Source organism: Mesorhizobium sp. WSM4807 (assembly GCF_055811615.1).
On sequence record NZ_JBVVQY010000006.1, the window covers coordinates 180,999 to 198,720 of the forward strand.

The 17,722-nt window shown below is 63.0% G+C and carries 15 protein-coding genes; 6 read left to right on the forward strand and 9 right to left on the reverse strand.

Features of this window, described 5'->3' with window-relative positions; all coding sequences use genetic code 11:
• Positions 1-8 precede the first annotated feature (8 nt).
• A complete protein-coding gene (gene gcvP, locus AC0L3N_RS10305) occupies positions 9-2,819 on the forward strand; it encodes an aminomethyl-transferring glycine dehydrogenase (RefSeq protein WP_473547509.1) in 2,811 nt (936 codons plus the stop codon).
• A gap of 71 nt (positions 2,820-2,890) precedes the next feature.
• On the opposite strand, the gene AC0L3N_RS10310 is transcribed toward gcvP, so the two are convergent.
• On the reverse strand, positions 2,891-4,060 hold the full coding sequence (locus tag AC0L3N_RS10310; protein WP_473547511.1) for a GGDEF domain-containing protein: 1,170 nt from the start codon (positions 4,058-4,060) through the stop codon (positions 2,891-2,893).
• 267 nt (positions 4,061-4,327) lie between these two features.
• On the opposite strand from AC0L3N_RS10310, the gene parE reads away from it, so the two are divergent.
• Positions 4,328-6,379 carry a DNA topoisomerase IV subunit B gene (parE, locus tag AC0L3N_RS10315; RefSeq protein ID WP_473547513.1) on the forward strand — a complete coding sequence of 684 codons (2,052 nt, stop codon included), beginning with the start codon at positions 4,328-4,330 and terminating at the stop codon, positions 6,377-6,379.
• A gap of 162 nt (positions 6,380-6,541) precedes the next feature.
• Here parE and AC0L3N_RS10320 read toward each other — a convergent pair whose 3' ends face one another.
• Positions 6,542-7,663, reverse strand: a complete 1,122-nt coding sequence (locus tag AC0L3N_RS10320; RefSeq protein WP_473547515.1) for a DUF2336 domain-containing protein — start codon at positions 7,661-7,663, stop codon at positions 6,542-6,544.
• Positions 7,664-7,887: 224 nt separating this feature from the next.
• Here AC0L3N_RS10320 and AC0L3N_RS10325 point away from each other — a divergent pair, with 224 nt between their 5' ends.
• The gene (locus AC0L3N_RS10325) at positions 7,888-8,364 is read left to right on the forward strand and encodes a MaoC family dehydratase (protein WP_473487241.1); all 477 of its coding nucleotides are present in this window, start codon (positions 7,888-7,890) and stop codon (positions 8,362-8,364) included.
• Positions 8,365-8,367: 3 nt separating this feature from the next.
• A complete protein-coding gene (locus tag AC0L3N_RS10330) occupies positions 8,368-9,249 on the forward strand; it encodes an HpcH/HpaI aldolase/citrate lyase family protein (RefSeq protein WP_473547517.1) in 882 nt (293 codons plus the stop codon).
• Positions 9,250-9,261: 12 nt separating this feature from the next.
• On the opposite strand, the gene AC0L3N_RS10335 is transcribed toward AC0L3N_RS10330, so the two are convergent.
• Both AC0L3N_RS10335 and AC0L3N_RS10340 read right to left on the reverse strand, forming a co-directional pair.
• Positions 9,262-9,870 (reverse strand): flavin reductase family protein, encoded by a 609-nt coding sequence (locus AC0L3N_RS10335; protein ID WP_473547519.1) that lies wholly within the window; start codon positions 9,868-9,870, stop codon positions 9,262-9,264.
• Entirely contained in the window at positions 9,871-10,455 is a 585-nt protein-coding gene (locus AC0L3N_RS10340) for a nitroreductase family protein (protein WP_473547521.1), read from the reverse strand. It lies immediately after the preceding gene.
• Between the two features lie 154 nt (positions 10,456-10,609).
• On the opposite strand from AC0L3N_RS10340, the gene AC0L3N_RS10345 reads away from it, so the two are divergent.
• Complete coding sequence (locus AC0L3N_RS10345; RefSeq protein WP_473547523.1) at positions 10,610-11,575, forward strand: hypothetical protein; 966 nt, start codon at positions 10,610-10,612, stop codon at positions 11,573-11,575.
• Positions 11,576-11,628: 53 nt separating this feature from the next.
• Here AC0L3N_RS10345 and AC0L3N_RS10350 read toward each other — a convergent pair whose 3' ends face one another.
• From AC0L3N_RS10350 to AC0L3N_RS10370, 5 genes are all read right to left on the reverse strand, one after another.
• Positions 11,629-12,567: a lysophospholipid acyltransferase family protein gene (locus tag AC0L3N_RS10350; RefSeq protein WP_473547525.1), complete on the reverse strand. Its 939-nt coding sequence runs from the start codon at positions 12,565-12,567 to the stop codon at positions 11,629-11,631.
• A gap of 119 nt (positions 12,568-12,686) precedes the next feature.
• A complete protein-coding gene (gene thrS, locus AC0L3N_RS10355) occupies positions 12,687-14,663 on the reverse strand; it encodes a threonine--tRNA ligase (protein WP_473547527.1) in 1,977 nt (658 codons plus the stop codon).
• Between the two features lie 169 nt (positions 14,664-14,832).
• A complete protein-coding gene (gene blaOXA, locus AC0L3N_RS10360; protein WP_473547529.1) occupies positions 14,833-15,657 on the reverse strand; it encodes a class D beta-lactamase in 825 nt (274 codons plus the stop codon).
• Positions 15,658-15,791: 134 nt separating this feature from the next.
• Positions 15,792-16,160, reverse strand: coding sequence for a membrane protein insertion efficiency factor YidD (gene yidD / locus AC0L3N_RS10365; protein ID WP_473547531.1), 369 nt, complete (start codon positions 16,158-16,160; stop codon positions 15,792-15,794).
• Positions 16,161-16,167: 7 nt separating this feature from the next.
• The gene (locus AC0L3N_RS10370; RefSeq protein WP_473547533.1) at positions 16,168-16,614 is read right to left on the reverse strand and encodes an iron-sulfur cluster assembly scaffold protein; all 447 of its coding nucleotides are present in this window, start codon (positions 16,612-16,614) and stop codon (positions 16,168-16,170) included.
• A 241-nt stretch (positions 16,615-16,855) separates the two neighbouring features.
• Here AC0L3N_RS10370 and folE point away from each other — a divergent pair, with 241 nt between their 5' ends.
• Positions 16,856-17,491 (forward strand): GTP cyclohydrolase I FolE, encoded by a 636-nt coding sequence (gene folE, locus AC0L3N_RS10375; RefSeq protein WP_023801043.1) that lies wholly within the window; start codon positions 16,856-16,858, stop codon positions 17,489-17,491.
• Positions 17,492-17,722: the final 231 nt, after the last annotated feature.

Consider the following 17,722-nt stretch of genomic DNA (forward strand, 5'->3'; position numbering starts at 1 on the left):
CAGGAAAGATGACTGCAGCACCCTACTCCTTCTCGGCCCGCCATATCGGCCCCGGCCTCAATGACGTCAGAGCCATGCTGGCGACGATTGGTGTTCCCTCGGTTGAGACGCTGATCAGCCAGGCTGTGCCGAAATCGATCCGGCTCGACCGGCCGCTGGCCTTGCCGGCCCCGGCGAGCGAAGCGGAGGCGCTGGCCGAGCTTTCAGCGACAATGGCGAAAAATACAGTTCTGAAGAGCTTCATCGGCGCCGGCTACCACGGCGTCCATGTGCCGCCGGTCATCCAGCGCAACCTGTTCGAGAATCCGGCCTGGTATACGGCTTACACGCCCTACCAGGCCGAGATCAGCCAAGGCCGGCTCGAAATGCTGTTCAATTTCCAGACGCTGGTCACTGAGCTGACCGGGCTGCCGGTGGCGTCTGCCTCGCTGCTCGATGAAGCGACGGCGGTGGCCGAGGCGGTCGGCATTGCGTTACGCCATCATCGCGACAAGCGGACCAAAGTGGCGCTGGCCGGCACGCCGCATCCGCAGACGCTCGACGTCGTGCGCACCCGCGCCGAACCGCTCGGCATCGAGGTCGACGGCGAAACCATCGACGACAATACCGCCGCTCTGCTGGTCTCCTGGCCCGACACGTTTGGGGTCTATGGCGACCACAAGGCGGCAATCGAGAAGGCCCGTGCCATCGGCGCGCTGGTCGTCTTCATTGCCGATCCGCTCGGGCTGACGCTGACCGACGCGCCGGCAAGGCTTGGCGCCGACATCGCCGTCGGCCCGATGCAGCGGTTCGGCGTGCCAATGGGCTTTGGCGGGCCGCACGCCGCCTATTGCGCCGTATCCGACAGGCTGACGCGGCTGATGCCCGGCCGCCTTGTCGGTCAATCGACCGACAGCAAGGGCCGCCCCGGCTATCGCCTTGCGCTCCAGACGCGCGAACAGCATATCCGCCGCGACAAGGCGACATCCAACATCTGCACCGCGCAGGCGCTGCTCGCCAACATGGCGACGGCCTATGCGATCTGGCACGGCCCCGCCGGGCTGCAGGCGATTGCCGGCCGAACCCATGAATTGGCTAACCGGCTGGCTGCCGGTCTCAAAGCAGCAGGCGTTTCGGTGCTTGGCGCAAGCCGCTTCGACACGGTGACGGTGGAAGTGAAAGACAGGGCCGGCGCAATCGCCGCCGCTGCTGAAGAGACCGGCCGATTGCTGCGCGTCATCGACGCCGACCATATCGGCATCACCTTCGATGAGACCTCGACCGTTGCCGATCTGGACGAGATCGCGGCGCTGTTCGGCGCCAAGGCAGGCGCCGCTGCCGGCAGCACCATGCCCGGACAGCCGCGCGGCAAGGAGTTTCTCACGCAGCCTGTCTTCCACGACAACCGTTCGGAAACCGACATGATGCGGTTCCTGCGCCGGCTGGCCGACAAGGACCTGGCGCTCGACCGCGCCATGATCCCGCTCGGCTCCTGCACCATGAAGCTCAACGCCGCCGCCGAGATGATGCCGGTAAGCTGGCCTGATATCGCCAACCTGCACCCCTTCGCCCCGACAAGCCATTCGGCCGGCTACGGCGCGATGATCGACGAGCTGGAAGGCTGGCTGGCGGAGATCACCGGTTTCGACGCGGTGACCCTGCAGCCCAATGCCGGCAGCCAGGGCGAGTATGCCGGGCTGCTCGCCATTCGCGCCTATCACCGCTCACGCGGCGAAGGCCATCGCACGGTCTGCCTGATTCCGTCATCCGCGCATGGCACCAATCCGGCGAGTGCGGCGATGGCCGGCATGAACGTCGTCGTCGTGCGCTGCACCGAAGACGGCAACATCGACGTCGATGACCTGAAAGCCAAGGCGGACGAGCATGCGCAAGACCTCGCAGCGCTGATGTTCACCTATCCCTCGACGCACGGCGTTTTCGAGGAAGGCGCGCGCGACATCTGCGCCCTCATCCACAGCCATGGCGGCCAGGTCTATTTCGACGGTGCCAACCTCAACGCGCTGGTCGGTCTCGCCCGTCCCGGCGACATCGGCGCCGATGTCTGCCACATGAACCTGCACAAGACGTTCTGCATCCCACATGGCGGCGGCGGTCCTGGCGTCGGCCCGATCGGCGTCAAGGCGCATCTAAAACCGTATCTGCCCGGCCACGTCACCGAAGGCTCGGGTCATGCCGTGTCGGCCGCACCGTTCGGCAGCGCTTCGATCCTGCCGATCACCTGGATGTATATCCGCATGATGGGCGCTTCCGGCCTGAAGCATGCGACCGAGACGGCGATCATTTCCGCCAACTACGTGGCGACGCGGCTCGAAGCGCATTTCCCGGTGCTCTACAAGGGCCGCCACGGACGCGTCGCCCATGAATGCATCCTCGACACCCGCGTGCTCAAGGACAGTGCCGGCATCAGCGTCGACGACATCGCCAAGCGGCTGATCGATTATGGTTTCCATGCGCCGACCATGTCGTTTCCGGTGGCCGGCACCTTGATGGTCGAGCCGACCGAGTCCGAGCCCAAGAGCGAGGTGGATCGCTTCTGCGAAGCGATGATCGCGATATCGGGCGAGGCTGCCAGGGTGGCGAAAGGCGAATGGCCCTTGGCCGACAATCCGCTGGTCAATGCGCCGCATACCGCGGCCGAGGCGCTGGCCGGCCAGTGGACCCACCCCTATTCGCGCCTGGAGGCGGCCTACCCGGCCGGCGATGCCGACACATCAGCCAAATACTGGCCGCCGGTGTCGCGCATCGACAATGTCGCCGGCGATCGCAACCTCGTCTGCTCCTGCCCGCCGCTGTCGGAATATCTGGGTGCGGCGGAGTAGACCATGATCCCGAAAAGTGGAATCCGGTTTTCGGACAAGATCATGGTCTGACAAGAAGGTAGAAGCCTCAGTCAGGCAGAACGCAAGGCCGGCGCGTCGGCCTTGCTCGCCTTGTTCTGGGCAACGACGCGGTTTCGTCCGGCGCGCTTTGCCGCATAGAGTGCTGCGTCGGCTTCGGCCAGCACCTGGTCGAGACTGGAGCCACCCGTGCCGCCAAAGCCGATGCCGCCACTGACTGTGCTGCGCAAAGGACCAAGCTGGGTGGCCACGACTTCCGTGCCAAAGGCGACGCTGATCTTGCTCGCAATGTCATAAGCCTTCTCTTCGGTCACCCGCGACATGACGATGACGAATTCCTCGCCGCCCAGTCGGAAGGCGTCGATGCCGGTCCTTGCGTATTTCCTGATGACAGCGGCGAAGCGGCGCAGAACCTGATCACCGACGGGATGACCGAATACGTCATTCGTTTTTTTGAAATGATCGAGGTCGAACATGGCGACGGACATGAACGGGCCGAAAACCCGCTCACCGTAGAACGCCGTTAACGCCCGCCGGTTCATCAGCCCGGTCAATGGGTCGGTCATGGTCTCGGCCTTCAATTCGATCTGCGCCTGCAAATGGTGCAGGGAGAGCGTCAGTGCCCCGAGCCCAGTCATGCAGGCGACCGCCACGACGGAATTCAACCGTTCGGCCCAGTTGTCGGGTGCAACGCCGAGCACCCAATGGCCCTCGACCAGCAGGACCGCGCCGCAAAGCACGAAGGACAGCGCACAGACGCCGCTCAGGAACGACACGACCAGCAATATCCGGCGATCGAGACCACCTTTGATCCAGAACATCACCCCGATAAGCGAGAGCAGCGCCGTTACCGTCGCGTAGGTGACGATGAAGCCGACGCCATCAAGGCCCAGCGACGTCGCGCCTGCGCAAACCGCCATCGCAGCCACGGTCGGCAAGATGGCGCGCCTGTAGTCGCGCACGCCGAGATACTGCATGGCCGACAGGCAGAGGGTCAGGAAGCCCAGGCTGAGAAGCGCAAGCACAATCTGGCAAAGCCAGGGGCTGGGATGCCTGGCATAATGCCAGAACAAGACCACATGCGCGACGAGCACGAGGATGCCGCACGCCACCGTCAGCACAAAGCGTGCCTGTGGCGCGGTGAACCAGATCGCAAACATGGTGATGCTGAGGCACGTGCCCGACAGCGCCGCCGCGAGCAGGAGCGAACTGTAATCCAACATGCGCTAGCAGCAGCCTTTTCACGGGTTCTGCCGCATTCTAGGCCAGCGGCAGTGGACGGATACCGTTTTTCGGCCAACCTTCGGACGTAACCTTCGGACAAGGTTTACAAAGCGTCGATGCCCTCGACCCATTTCCGCCGCTTGGTTGTCGGATGGTTTTGCGGTAAGAGGCTCTATCCTCGAACGTAACGGGAACCTCCGTCGCCTGCCCGCAAAAAGCGTGGCAGTATCGGGTGGTGATTCGCAGCATCGGAATCCAGGACCAGCATGGACGACAGTAACGATCTTTTCGGCAGTTTGGACAAGCAGCCGCAACCGGTTCGCGCAACCGCGCGCCCGGCCGACCCGCTGGTGCAGGCGGCGAAGCGCCCGGCATCCCGCGACGGCAGCGAGAGCTACAGTGCCGCCGACATCGAGGTTTTGGAAGGGCTGGAGCCGGTGCGGCGGCGACCCGGCATGTATATCGGCGGCACCGACGACAAGGCGATGCACCATTTGTTCGCCGAGGTCATCGACAACGCGATGGACGAGGCGGTCGCCGGCCACGCAACCTTCATCGATGTCGAGCTTTCTGCCGACGGATATCTGGCGGTCACCGATAATGGCCGCGGCATTCCGGTCGATCCGCATCCGAAATTCAAGAAGCCGGCGCTCGAAGTCATCATGACGACGCTGCATTCCGGCGGCAAGTTCGACAGCAAGGTCTACGAGACCTCGGGCGGCCTGCACGGGGTCGGCGTCTCCGTCGTCAACGCGCTGTCGGACCATCTCGAGGTCGAGGTCGCGCGTGGCCGCCAGCTCTATCGCCAGCGTTTTTCGCGCGGCGTTCCGGTGACCGGTCTGGAGCAGCTCGGCGAAGTGCACAACCGGCGCGGCACCAAGATCCGCTTCCATCCCGACGAGCAGATCTTCGGCAAGGGTGCGGCATTCGAGCCGGCGCGGCTCTATCGCATGACGCGCTCGAAGGCCTATCTGTTCGGCGGCGTCGAGATCCGCTGGACCTGCGATCCGTCGCTGATCAAGGAGAAGGACACGACGCCGGCCAAGGCCGAGTTCCATTTTCCCGGTGGCCTCAAGGACTATCTGAAAGCCTCGCTCGGCGACGACTTCCAGGTCACCCGCGAAATCTTTGCCGGCAAAAGCGACAGGCAAGGCGGCCACGGTTCGCTCGAATGGGCGGTGACCTGGTTCGGCGGCGACGGGTTCCTCAATTCCTACTGCAACACCATCCCGACCGGCGAAGGCGGCACGCACGAGGCCGGCTTCCGCAACGTTTTGACCCGCGGCCTGCGCGCCTATGCCGAGCTGGTCGGCAACAAGCGCGCTTCGATCGTCACGTCGGAAGACGTCATGATCTCGGCGGCAGGCATGCTGTCGGTGTTCATCCGCGAGCCGGAATTCGTCGGCCAGACCAAGGACAGGCTGGCGACGATCGAGGCGATCAGGATCGTCGAGACTGCCATCCGCGACCCCTTCGATCACTGGCTGGCCGACAATCCGCAGGAAGCCTCGAAGCTGCTCGAATGGGTGATCGCACGTGCCGACGAACGGGTGCGCCGCCGCCAGGAAAAGGAAGTGTCGCGCAAGAGCGCGGTGCGCAAGCTGCGCCTGCCCGGCAAGCTCGCCGACTGCACGCAGAATGCCGCGGCCGGCGCCGAACTCTTTATCGTCGAGGGCGATTCAGCCGGCGGCTCGGCGAAACAGGCGCGCGACCGCGCCAGCCAGGCGGTGCTGCCGCTGCGCGGCAAGATCCTCAACGTCGCCAGCGCCGGCAACGACAAACTTGCCGGCAACCAGCAGATTTCCGACCTGATCCAGGCGCTTGGCTGTGGCACGCGGTCAAAATACCGCGATGAGGATCTGCGCTACGACCGGGTCATCATCATGACCGACGCCGACGTCGACGGCGCCCATATCGCTTCGTTGCTGATCACCTTCTTCTATCAGGAGATGCCGAGCCTGGTCCGCGGCGGCCATCTCTATCTGGCGGTGCCGCCGCTTTACTCAATCCGGCAAGGCGGCAAAGTCGCCTATGCCCGCGACGATGCGCACAAGGACGAACTGCTGCGCACCGAGTTCACCGGGCGCGGCAAGGTCGAAATCGGCCGCTTCAAGGGGTTGGGCGAAATGATGGCCGCCCAGCTCAAGGAAACCACCATGGACCCGAGGAAGCGCACGCTGCTCAGGGTCGATGTGATCGACGCCGAGGCGGCGACCAAGGACGCGGTCGACGCGCTGATGGGCACCAAGCCGGAAGCCCGCTTCCGCTTCATCCAGGAACGTGCGGAATTCGCCGAGACGGAAGTGCTGGACATCTGAGCGTCTTCTGCTCGGCGAACCGCAAACGGGCGGCCGTCACTGTTGCGAGGCAGTATGTGGTTGGCATCACCGAGCGAAGCGAGGCGGCCGACATGTCGCAGATCGCAGCCTCTCTGCGGATTATCGCCGCGATCAAGGATTTCCCGGATTTTTCGCGAAGGTCTAAGCCGCCGCGATCGCCAGCGCATGGCCACGCGCGTTTTCGCGCAGCGCATCGAGATGGATCGATTTGACCAATCCGGCGAGATCGCCTTCGGCGGACTGCCCGCCCAATTCCTTCAGCATTAGCCAGCTCACTTCCTGGACGCCGGCAAGGCGCTTGCCATTGGCGACCTCGCGCCAGATCTTCAGCGCACGCAGGATGATCGCGTGCGTAACCGCGGCCAGGCCGGCGCTGCGGAACAGCGCCTGCAGCGCCACGTCGTGCCCGCCGGCCAGCAGCGCTCTCACCCGTTGTTCGGATTGCTGGCTGAGCGCAACCAGCGCCGAGCCGAAGAAGTCGACCTTGCCATGCGCGATGGTGCGAATAATGAAGCTTGCGGTCAGGTCGCCGCGCAGGCGCAGATGCTCGATGAGCGCCGCATGTTCTTCCTGGCGCGTGCCTTCGATCAGCGTCATGGAAGCTTTGACGCAGGCGTCGTGCATGACGCGCTCGGTTCTGGCACGGCCCATCAGCGCCACCACCAGCGGCGAACCTTTGAGCGTTTCACCAAGTTTTATCAGCAGCATATGCCGGCAATCGGCGGGCAGGCGCGCATCGGAAATCAGCGCTTCGCGCACCGAAGGCAGATGGCCATGGCGTTCGGCGATACGGCGGAAGCTGAGCGAAGCGATGTCGGCGCCGCTGTTGGCGAGAAGCGTGGCGCAGGCTTCCGGCTCGCCGATTTCGGCGATCGCCGCTGCGACCGCCATGGAAACGCGCGCACGATCCGCGATCAGTTTCTGCGTCGCCTTTTGACCACCGGCAACGCGGTCGATCAGATCGGCATCGGTGAGCATCGGCGAACGTGCCAGCACCAGGCTTGCAACTTCCGGTTGATCTGACGCCAGCGCGCTGATGATCTGCAGCGGCGCGTGATGGCTCATCGACAGCGCTTCTGCAATCGCCAGCCGCACTTTCGACGAGGCATCGTCGAGCAGCAGCGTCAGCGCGGCCTCCGCCGCGCAGCGATCCTCGAAAGGCAGATCGGCATTGATGTAGGCGCGAGCCAGAGCGCCTGCCGCAGCGGCGCGCTCCGAAACCCTCGCCGTGTAGATCCATTTCAGGAAATGCGAAACAACCATGCCGTCCGCTGCGCCCCTAACCCGAGTCCGTTCCCGCCCCGTGACGACCGTAGGCAGAAATGGTTTACGAACGGTTCACCATGTTTGTTAACTGGCTTGCGAGCGCGGTATGCAGCGCCTATCAACCTTTCCTTAGGGCGACATGGTCCCTTTCGGAAAGTACGCTCTAACACTTTGAATCTTCGCATCGTGCTTTCCGAAAAATCGATTCCGATTTCGGGCCGATGCGGCAGCGGAGGACATCGATCATGGCCGGGCTTTATCTGGAAGAGTTCGTCGTCGGCCATGTCTTCCGGCACACGCTGCGGAAAACCGTCACTGAAAGCGACAACATGCTGTTTTCGGTAATGACGCTGAACCCGCAGCCGCTGCACATCGATTTCGACTTCGCCGCCAAAAGCGAATGGGGCAAGCCGCTGGTCAATTCGCTGTTCACGCTGGGCCTGATGATCGGCATTTCGGTGAACGACATCACCGTCGGCACCACCATCGCCAATCTCGGCATGAAGGAGACGGTGTTTCCGCATCCGGTCTTCCACGGCGACACGATCCGCGTTGAGACGACGGTGGTGTCGGTGCGCGACTCCAGGTCGAAGCCGGACCGCGGCATCGTCGAGTTCGAGCACCGCGCCTACAATCAGAATGACGTGCTCGTCGCCAAATGCACGAGGCAGGCGATGATGATGAAGAAGGCGGCCTGACCGATGCGCTCGCTGCTGTTCGTTCCCGGCGATTCCGAAAAGAAGCTGGAAAAGGCGTTTGGCGCCGGCGCCGACGTGGTCATCGTCGATCTCGAGGATTCGGTTGCGCCACAAAACAAGGCTTTGGCACGCGACATCGCCGCACGCTTCATCACCGAACACAGGCATCAAACCAGATCCGCAATCTATGTCCGCATCAACGATCTCTCGACCGGCCCGACCGATGACGATCTGGCGGCACTCGTGCCGGTGAAACCCGACGGCATCATGCTGCCGAAGTCGAACAGCGGCCAGGATGTCCAGCATCTCTCGGCCAAGCTCAGGGTGCACGAGGCCGAAAGCGGGCTGCCGGATGGTGCGATAAAAATCCTGCCGATCATCACCGAAACAGCTGCCGGCGTGCTGGCGGCTGCGACCTACGCCAACTCAAGTGCGCGGCTTGTCGGCGTGACCTGGGGTGCGGAAGACCTATCGGCAGCAATCGGTGCGCGCACGGCCCGCGACGAGAACGGCCGCTACACCGATGTGTTCCGCTTCGCCCGCACCATGACCATCCTCGCCGCGGGTGCCGCGGAAGTCGCGGCGATCGACACGGTTTTTCCGCACTTTCGCGACATGGCCGGCTTCGAGGCGGAATGCGCCGAGGCAGAGCGCGACGGCTTCACCGGCAAGATGGCGATCCATCCGGCGCAGGTGCCGGTCATCAACGCCGCCTTCACGCCGTCGGCTGAGGCGGTGAAACACTCCCTGGTGATCGTCGAGGCATTCGAGGCGGCTGGAAATCCCGGCGTCGTCGGCATCGATGGCAAGATGTACGACCGGCCGCATCTCAAGCTGGCAGAGCGACTTCTGGCGCGAGCCAGAGCGGCAGGGATTCCGGCCTAATATTTTGCCAGCCTAATCTTTTCTCCAGCGAGGCCGGCTCATTGAAAATACCTCGCTGACGCTGGCATAGTCCATATAGCCGAGACGGCCGACATTGCCCGCCTTGACGATATCGAACATGCCGTCTTTCAGAAATGCATCGTCGATATGCACGCCGACGACTTCGCCGGCAACGACGACAGCGCCGGTCAGCGTCCCATCCAGCGCCTTTGGCCGCAAGATCTCCGTCACCCGGCATTCTAGCGCCGCGGGCGCTGCCGCCACGCGGGGCGGCGCAACAAGGCGCGACGGCGCCATGGTGAGATCGGCATAGTCGAATTCGGTGACGCCGCGCGGCGCATCGACCGCCGTGCGGACCATTTTTTCAGCAAGATCGCGGCTGACGAGATTGGCGACGAACTCGCCTGTTTCTTCGGCGAAGGTGGCGCTGTCCTTCTCGCCTTCGGACGAAAACCAGACGATGAAGGGCCGCGTCGAAAACGCATTGAAGAAGGAATAGGGGGCAAGGTTGACTTCGCCGGCCTTGTTCACCGTCGAGATCCAGCCGATCGGCCGTGGCGCCACGATCGCCTTGGACGGGTCATGCGGCAGCCCGTGACCTTTAGACGGCTCGTAGAACATTCAGCCCACCCACGGCCCCGCATAGTCGGCATAGAGCTTTGCCGGATCAGGCCGCGGCCGCTCGGGCGCCGGCCCCTGATAGGAACCGATATGGACGAATCCGACGACCCGCTCATGCGGCGCCAGCCCCAGGATCGCCCTGCCCTCCGGCACATCGGAATACCAGTTGCTGATCATGTTGGTGCCATAGCCCAGCGCATTGGCTGATATCATCAGGTTCATCGCCGCCATGCCGCCGGACAGGAACATCTCCCATTGTGGGATTTTTGGGTTTTCCTTCGGGCTCGACACCACGCCGATCACCAGCGGCGCGCGCGAAAAGCGCGCCAGTTCCTGGTTGTGGCGGCCTTCTGGCAGCGGCCCTTCGCGTTGTTCGGCAAGGCTTGCCAACTTCTTGCCGATCTCGACGCGTGCCTCGCCCCGGTAGAGGATGAAGCGCCAGGGCTCGAGCCGGCCGTGGTCCGGCACCCGCGAGGCGGCGGCAATCATCGTCGCGATGTCAGCGTCGCTAGGTGCTGGTTCCTTCAACTCCGGGATCGGCGCGGAATTTCGGGTCAGCAGAAAATCGATGATCGGCGACGCCATGGGCGCAAGTCTCCTTGGAATTTAAGCTGAAGCGCACCATCGGGCATCGGGCGGCTCGGGCATTGGCGCGGCGCGCCGACAAAGAGCCTCTAGCAGAAGCTGATCGGACTCTTAAGCCTTGAAATTGCCACCGCCTTGGGCTTCAACGCAAGGCATGTTTGAGGGGACATTGCGACTTTTCCTGATCTGGCTCGCTGCCGCGCTGTTGATGGTGCCGGTGTCGCTTGCCGTCGCTCAGGATGCGGACGGCCTCGGAGATCTGAAACTTCCCGGAATTTCGAGCTATGCGCCTCCGAAAAGCGATGCACCGCTGGCATCCGGGAGCAGCGGGGCGATCACGCTGTCGGCGCAATTGACCGACAAAGGCGCCGACATCACACGCGGCATCGTCTGGCGCGTCTTCAAGCCTGACCCCACCGGTGACGGCAAGCTGCCGATGGTCGCTTCCGCCCATGGCGGCAGCGCGGTGTTCCAGCTCGAGCCCGGCAGCTATCTGGTCCATGCCTCCTACGGCCGGGCCGGCGCCACCAAGCGCATCACCGTCGGCAAGGATGCCAAGCGCGAAAGCCTCGTGCTCGATGCCGGCGGACTCAAGCTCGACGCCGTCCTATCGGGCGGGGTGCGAATACCGCCGAAGAAACTGCGCTTTTCGATCTATGAAGGCCAAGCCGAGGCCAATCACGATCGCGCCCTGATCATACCCGATGTCGAGCCGAACAGCGTCGTGCGGCTGAACGCAGGCGTCTACCACGTCGTCTCGACCTATGGCTCGGTGAATGCGGTCATCCGCTCCGACATCCGCGTCGAGGCCGGCAAGCTGACCGAAGCGGCCGTCGAGCATCGTGCGGCGGAGATGACTATGAAGCTGGTACGCGAGTCGGGTGGAGAGGCGATCGCCGACACCTCCTGGTCGTTGCTCAACGAATCCGGCGATCCCATCAAGGAAACCGTCGGCGCCTTTGCTTCGATGGTGCTTGCCGAGGGCGACTACACGATCATCGCCAAGAACCGCGACCGGATCTACCAGAAGGATTTTACCGTCGTGGCCGGGCAGAACAAAGAAGTCGAGGTTTTGGCCACGGAGGCATCAGCGATGGATCCCGAGGAAGGTGCGGACTAACCGTCCGGATACTGCCGTGTAGATTCGGGGTCCAGCAGCCCATGAATTGTCGATCAGGCTGCCTTGCGTATGCGTCGCGGCAGGAATTGGCCGCGGCCGCGCGCCTCGGCCGGCGCCAGATCGAAAACGCCACGATGGAGGCGGTCGAGCAAAGCCTTGCGGTCGCGCAGCGGCTCCAGTTCGTCCCATCCCAACACGTCACCGATGCGCACGTCGATCGATTTGCCCGACAGCCGCGCGAATTCGTGGATGAGTAGGGAAATGCGCAGCGTCAGCGAAGCCCTACCGACTAACTTCGCCACACGCCCGTCGCGCTCGGCCATGTTCATTGGTCCGCTGACCAGGTGGAACAGCCGGCCGTTCTGGCCGGAAAAGTGCATTGGGACAACCGATGCCTTGGCATCCTGGACGAGACGAGCCGGAAACATCTTCCACGGCAGATCGCGCGCCCGGCCAAAACCTTTCGGCGCGGTGGCGACGCCGCCCGCGGGGAAGACGACGATGATAACGCCCTCTTTCAGCAGCCGCACCGCCTCATGGCGCACCGCCATGTTATTCCTGAGCGCGTCCTTGGTCTCGGAAAAGTCGATCGGCAGCGAATAGGGCTCCATTTCGCGGATCTTGAGCAGATCCTTGTGGATCATGACACGGAACGGGCGCTGAAGCTGCTCGGCCAGCGAGAGCACCGCAATGCCGTCGCCGATGCCAAACGGATGGTTGGCGACGATCACCAGCGGCGTGTCAGGCAATTTTTCCGGCGGCCATTGGCCGGTGGTCCGCACCTCGACATCGATCAGCTCCAGCATCCGGCTGAACACGCGCTCGCCGATCGGCACCACATGGCGCCGCCAAAAGTCATAGAGGGCCGCGAAGCGGTCGCGACCGGACAGGCCTTCGATGGAGTGGATGAACCAGCGCGTCAATGCCGGCTGATGCGGGCTGGCATAGGAAAGCTCGGGAAACGGTCTTTCGCGCATCTTCAGCTTGAGCATGAGGGCTCGTTACAAGGCTGGCGTGACAAGCATGTGAAATGGCGGGCATCTGAAATGGCGGGCATCTGAAATTGGCGGTGGATCGCTTCACCGCCATTTCGTCGACAATCCGGCTGAACTCAGGCCGCTCGTCTGCGCTTGCGGTCGGGCGTCACCGCTTCTTCGGTAAGCATCGCCACCGCCTGGCCAAGGCCGAGCGACTCCTGGTCGCGCGAGCCGAGCCGGCGGATGTTGACCGTCTCTTCCTCCGCCTCGCGCTTGCCGCAGACGAGGATGACCGGAACCTTGGCCAGCGAGTGCTCGCGGACCTTGTAGTTGATCTTCTCGTTGCGAAGATCGGCCTCCGCCAACAGTCCGGCCGCCTTCAGCTGCGCGACGACCTTTTGCGCGTAATCGTCGGCATCGGAGGTGATCGTTGCCACCACCACCTGCAGCGGTGCGAACCACAGCGGGAAATGGCCGGAATAGTTCTCGATCAGGATGCCGAGGAAACGCTCCATCGAACCGCAGATGGCGCGATGCACCATCACCGGCTGCTTCTTTTCCGAATCGGAACCGATGTAGAAGGCGCCGAACCGTTCCGGCAGGTTGAAGTCGACCTGCGTGGTGCCGCATTGCCAGTCGCGGCCGATGGCGTCCTTCAGCACATACTCGAACTTCGGTCCGTAGAACGTGCCCTCGCCCGGATTGACGCCCGTCTTGATCCGGTTGCCCGAGCGCGCCGCGATCTTGTCGAGCACGTCCTGCAGCACGCCCTCGGCATGATCCCACATCGCGTCGGTGCCGACCCGTTTTTCGGGGCGGGTCGCCAGCTTGACGGTGATTTCGTCGAAGCCGAAATCGGCGTAGGTCGACAGGATCAGGTCGTTGATCTTGATGCACTCGTCGGCGAGCTGTTCCTCGGTGCAGAAGATGTGGGCATCGTCCTGGGTGAAGCCGCGCACGCGCATCAAGCCATGCAGCGCGCCGGACGGCTCATAGCGATGCACATTGCCGAATTCCGCAAGTTTCACCGGCAGATCGCGGTAGGACTTCAGCCCGTGCTTGAATATCTGGACGTGGCCGGGGCAGTTCATCGGCTTCAGCGCAAACACCCTGTCGTCGTCGGTGTCGTCGCCGGCAACCGTCACCTTGAACATATTGTCCCGGTACCAGCCCCAGTGGCCTGACGTCTCCCACAGGCTCTTGTCGAGCACTTGCGGCGCGTTGACTTCCTGATAACCCTGCTCGTCGAGGCGGCGGCGCATGTAGTTGACCAGGTTCTGGAACATTCTCCAGCCCTTGGCATGCCAAAAGACGACGCCCGGCCCCTCTTCCTGGAAATGGAACAAGTCCATCTCGCGGCCGAGCTTCCTGTGATCGCGCTTTTCGGCTTCCTCCAGCATCATCTGGTAGGCATCGAGCTGCGCCTGATCGGCCCAGGCCGTGCCGTAGATGCGGGTCAGCATCGGGTTGTGCGAATCGCCGCGCCAATAGGCGCCGGCCACCTTCATCAGCTTGAACGCGCTGCCGATCTGCCCGGTCGAGACCATGTGCGGGCCGCGGCAGAGGTCGAACCAGTCGCCCTGCACGTAGATCTTGAGGTCCTGATCTTCGGGAATGGCGTCGATCAGTTCCAGCTTGTAGCGCTCGCCTTTCTCGGCAAAGATTTTTTTCGCCTTCTCGCGCGACCACACCTCTTTGGTGAAAGGCTTGTTGCGCGCGATGATCTCGCGCATCTTCTTCTCGATCACCGGGAAATCGTCGGGCGTGAACGGCTCGTTGCGGGCAAAATCATAGTAGAATCCGTTCTCGATCACCGGGCCGATGGTCACCTGTGTACCCGGCCACAATTCCTGCACGGCTTCGGCCAGCACGTGTGCTGCGTCGTGGCGGATGAGCTCCAGCGCGCGCGGATCTTCGCGGGTGATGATCTCGACCTTGCCGGACTTGCCGAGCGGGTCGGAAAGGTCGCGCACCACACCATCGATCGAGTAGGCGACGGCCTTCTTGGCCAGCGACTTCGAGATCGATTCGGCCAGGCCGGCGCCGGTCATCGCCGCCTCATAGTCGCGGACGGAGCCATCGGGAAATGTCAGGGAAACGGAATTCAGCATAAAATTCTCCTATCCAGTCCCGCAAACGAACGCGGGTGGTGAAATGCGTGTCGCCCAAAAGTGTGCAGCGGTTTTGGGGGCTACGACATGCACAAGGTAAACGCGGGGATGTGCGTCCGGCGGCAGTCTTTTATGGGCAGATTCCAGTGCCGTAAAGGCGAATGGCCGATCACTTACTCTTGTTGATGAGATTCGGCAGCTCTTTCAGGAATATCGTCCGCGTCTGAGGACCCTTGGGCGTGTCGGAACGTTTCGTATCGATTACCAGGCGGGCAAAGACGATCTTGCGAGCATCCTTTTTCGCCCAGCCGACAAACCAGCCAAGCGAGCGCTTGTCGGCGCTGTCGCCAAGCCTGGTGGTCCCGGTCTTGCCCTGCACGGTCCAGCCACCTGCCTGGAAGGTCGGCAAGATCGCCTCGGTCATCGCATAGGCCTTGTCCGAAACCGGCAGTTTGCGGGCGAGCAAGCGGCGCAGGAAATCGACCTGTTCAACCGGCGAGATCTTGAGGGAAGAATTCACCCAGGACCGGGTGAGGCCATCATTCTTGCCGGGAGTGCCGGAAACATCGGTGTTGCCGTAGTCGAATTTCGAGACGTAGCCGGCGAACCGCTCGTTGCCGAGCCGGCGGGTGATTTCCTGCGAAAACCACAGCACCGAGTCTTTTTTCCAGATCGTCGGGTCGACGGTTTTCTGGTCCCGCTTCACCGCATTGAACTCGGGCTTGTAGTCCCAGGCCGGCGTGTGCTCGTCGCTCAGGATTCCCGTGTCATAGCCGATCAGGGCCAATGGGACCTTGAACGTCGAGGCGGGACTGAAGCGCTTGTCACAAATCCCTTGCCGATGCAGCGTTTCGCCGCTCGCAGCATCCAGGATCAGCGTGCATTCGACGTCCTTCAGCGGTGCGGATTGAGCGCGGATCGGAAAACCCAACAGCCAGGCCAGAAGGTAGATAACCAATGCGAAAACGAATGGACGGCGGTCTAGCTGGCGCATTGGCAATCTCTCCTGATGGCTGTCAGGAGCGGCTTAGCGAGGCGCTTTGTCTCGATTTTGTCTTAAATGCGCAAGATGCTGTTAACCCTAGCAAATCGTAAAGATCTGCCCGATGTAGAGCTCCCCTTTCCGCGTTAGCTCTCAGGATCACCGCGCTTTTTTCCGATCCGCCAGTACCGCCAGGGCGTGAACCAGACATAGCGATCGGCCAGCACCTCCGGCACACGATCAATGCCATGCGTTCCGCCCGGCCCGCAGCGCAGCACGCGGAAAAACCCCATCCAGCCGCCGGCCCATAATCCATGGCGGGCGATCGCTTCATGCGCATATTCGGAACAGGTCGGCAGGTGCCGGCAGGAATTGCCGACAAAGCCGGACAGCGTCAGCTGGTAAAAACGCACGAGCGACGTGCCGAGAATTCGGCCGGGCGTCTTGCGCCATGGGCCGGGCCAGTTGCGCGTGTATCGCGGCCGCTGATGCTGGTGCGTGTGATCCGTCGCCATTTGACGGCTACGCCGCCTGTTCGGCGCGCTTCTTCTCGATCTGGCCGATCGCGTCGACCACCGCATCGAAGGTCAGCATGGTCGAGGCATGGCGCGCCTTATAGTCGCGCACCGGTTCGAGATATCTGAGGTCGGCGAAGCGGCCTTCGGGCGGCGCGCCGTTTTCCTTCAGCATCTTCAGCATCGTCTCGCGAACGCTGCGCAATTCATCCGCGCTGGCGCCGACGACATGCTGCGCCATGATCGAGGACGACGCCTGGCCAAGCGCGCAGGCTTTGACGTCATGGGCGAAATCGGTGACGACGCCGTCATCCATCTTCAGATCGACGGTCACGGTCGAGCCGCACAGCTTGGAATGCGCGCGCGCGGTTGCGTCGGGATGGTCGAGCCGGCCGATCCGCGCGATATTCCCGGCAAATCCCAGAATTTTCGCATTGTAGACGTCGTCGACCATATTTTTCCAATCCGTCGCCGCCAAGCGAACAGCGATTGCCGCTGACGGTCTTCCTTTCGCTCGGCACGATCATATATAATGCTGGTACTCGGGTATGGACAAGGCAAACCAAGGCCTTCGTTTTTGCCCAAATCACTTCACGCCGCTTACGGGCTGGAAACCGGGCACGTTTCTAACACCCGAAAGGTCGTGGTCCGTTCAACTCGTTCCTCCTGAGAGGGGAACTACGGGAGACGCCTTTATGGATGCCGTCATCAAGAAATTCATGCCCCCTTCCGCCTATATGGAAAAGCCGGTCACCGATCGGCCGACCGAAGCCGAAGCCGAGGCCGCGGTTCGCACGCTGTTGCGCTGGACCGGCGACAATCCGGACCGGGAGGGCCTGGTCGATACGCCAAAGCGTGTGGTGAAGGCCTATCGCGAAATGTTCGGCGGCTACGACAAGTGCCCGGCCGAGGAACTCGGCCGCACTTTCGAGGAAGTCGCCGGCTATGACGACCTTGTCCTCGTCAAGGATATAACATTCCATTCGCACTGCGAGCACCACATGGTGCCGATCATCGGCAAGGCGCATGTCGGCTATCTGCCGGACGGCAAGGTTGTCGGCCTGTCCAAGATCGCGCGCGTCGTCGATATCTTCGCCCAGCGCCTGCAGACCCAGGAAGCCATGACCGCACAGATCGCCGGCGTCATCCAGGACGTGCTCAATCCGCGCGGCGTCGCCGTCATGCTCGAAGCCGAGCATATGTGCATGGCCATGCGCGGCATCCGCAAGGAAGGCTCGACGACGCTGACCTCGACCTTCACCGGCGTCTTCAAGGACACGCCCGAAGAACAGGTCCGGTTCGTTACCATGGTGCGCGGCGGCAGGGGCTGAACGACCGTCGCCGGTCGCTAGCCATGGTCCCGAGAAGCGGGAACCGGTTCTCGGATAAGATCATGGCCAAACAACAAGACAGAGCCTCGGGGGGGGGGGGGGGGGGGGGGGGGGGGGGGGGGGGGGGGGGAGGAGGGGGGGGGGGGGGGGGGGGGGGGGGGGGGGTGGGGGGGGGGGGGTGGGGGGGGGCGGCGGGGGGGGGGGCGGGGGGGGGGGGGGGGCGGGAGGGGG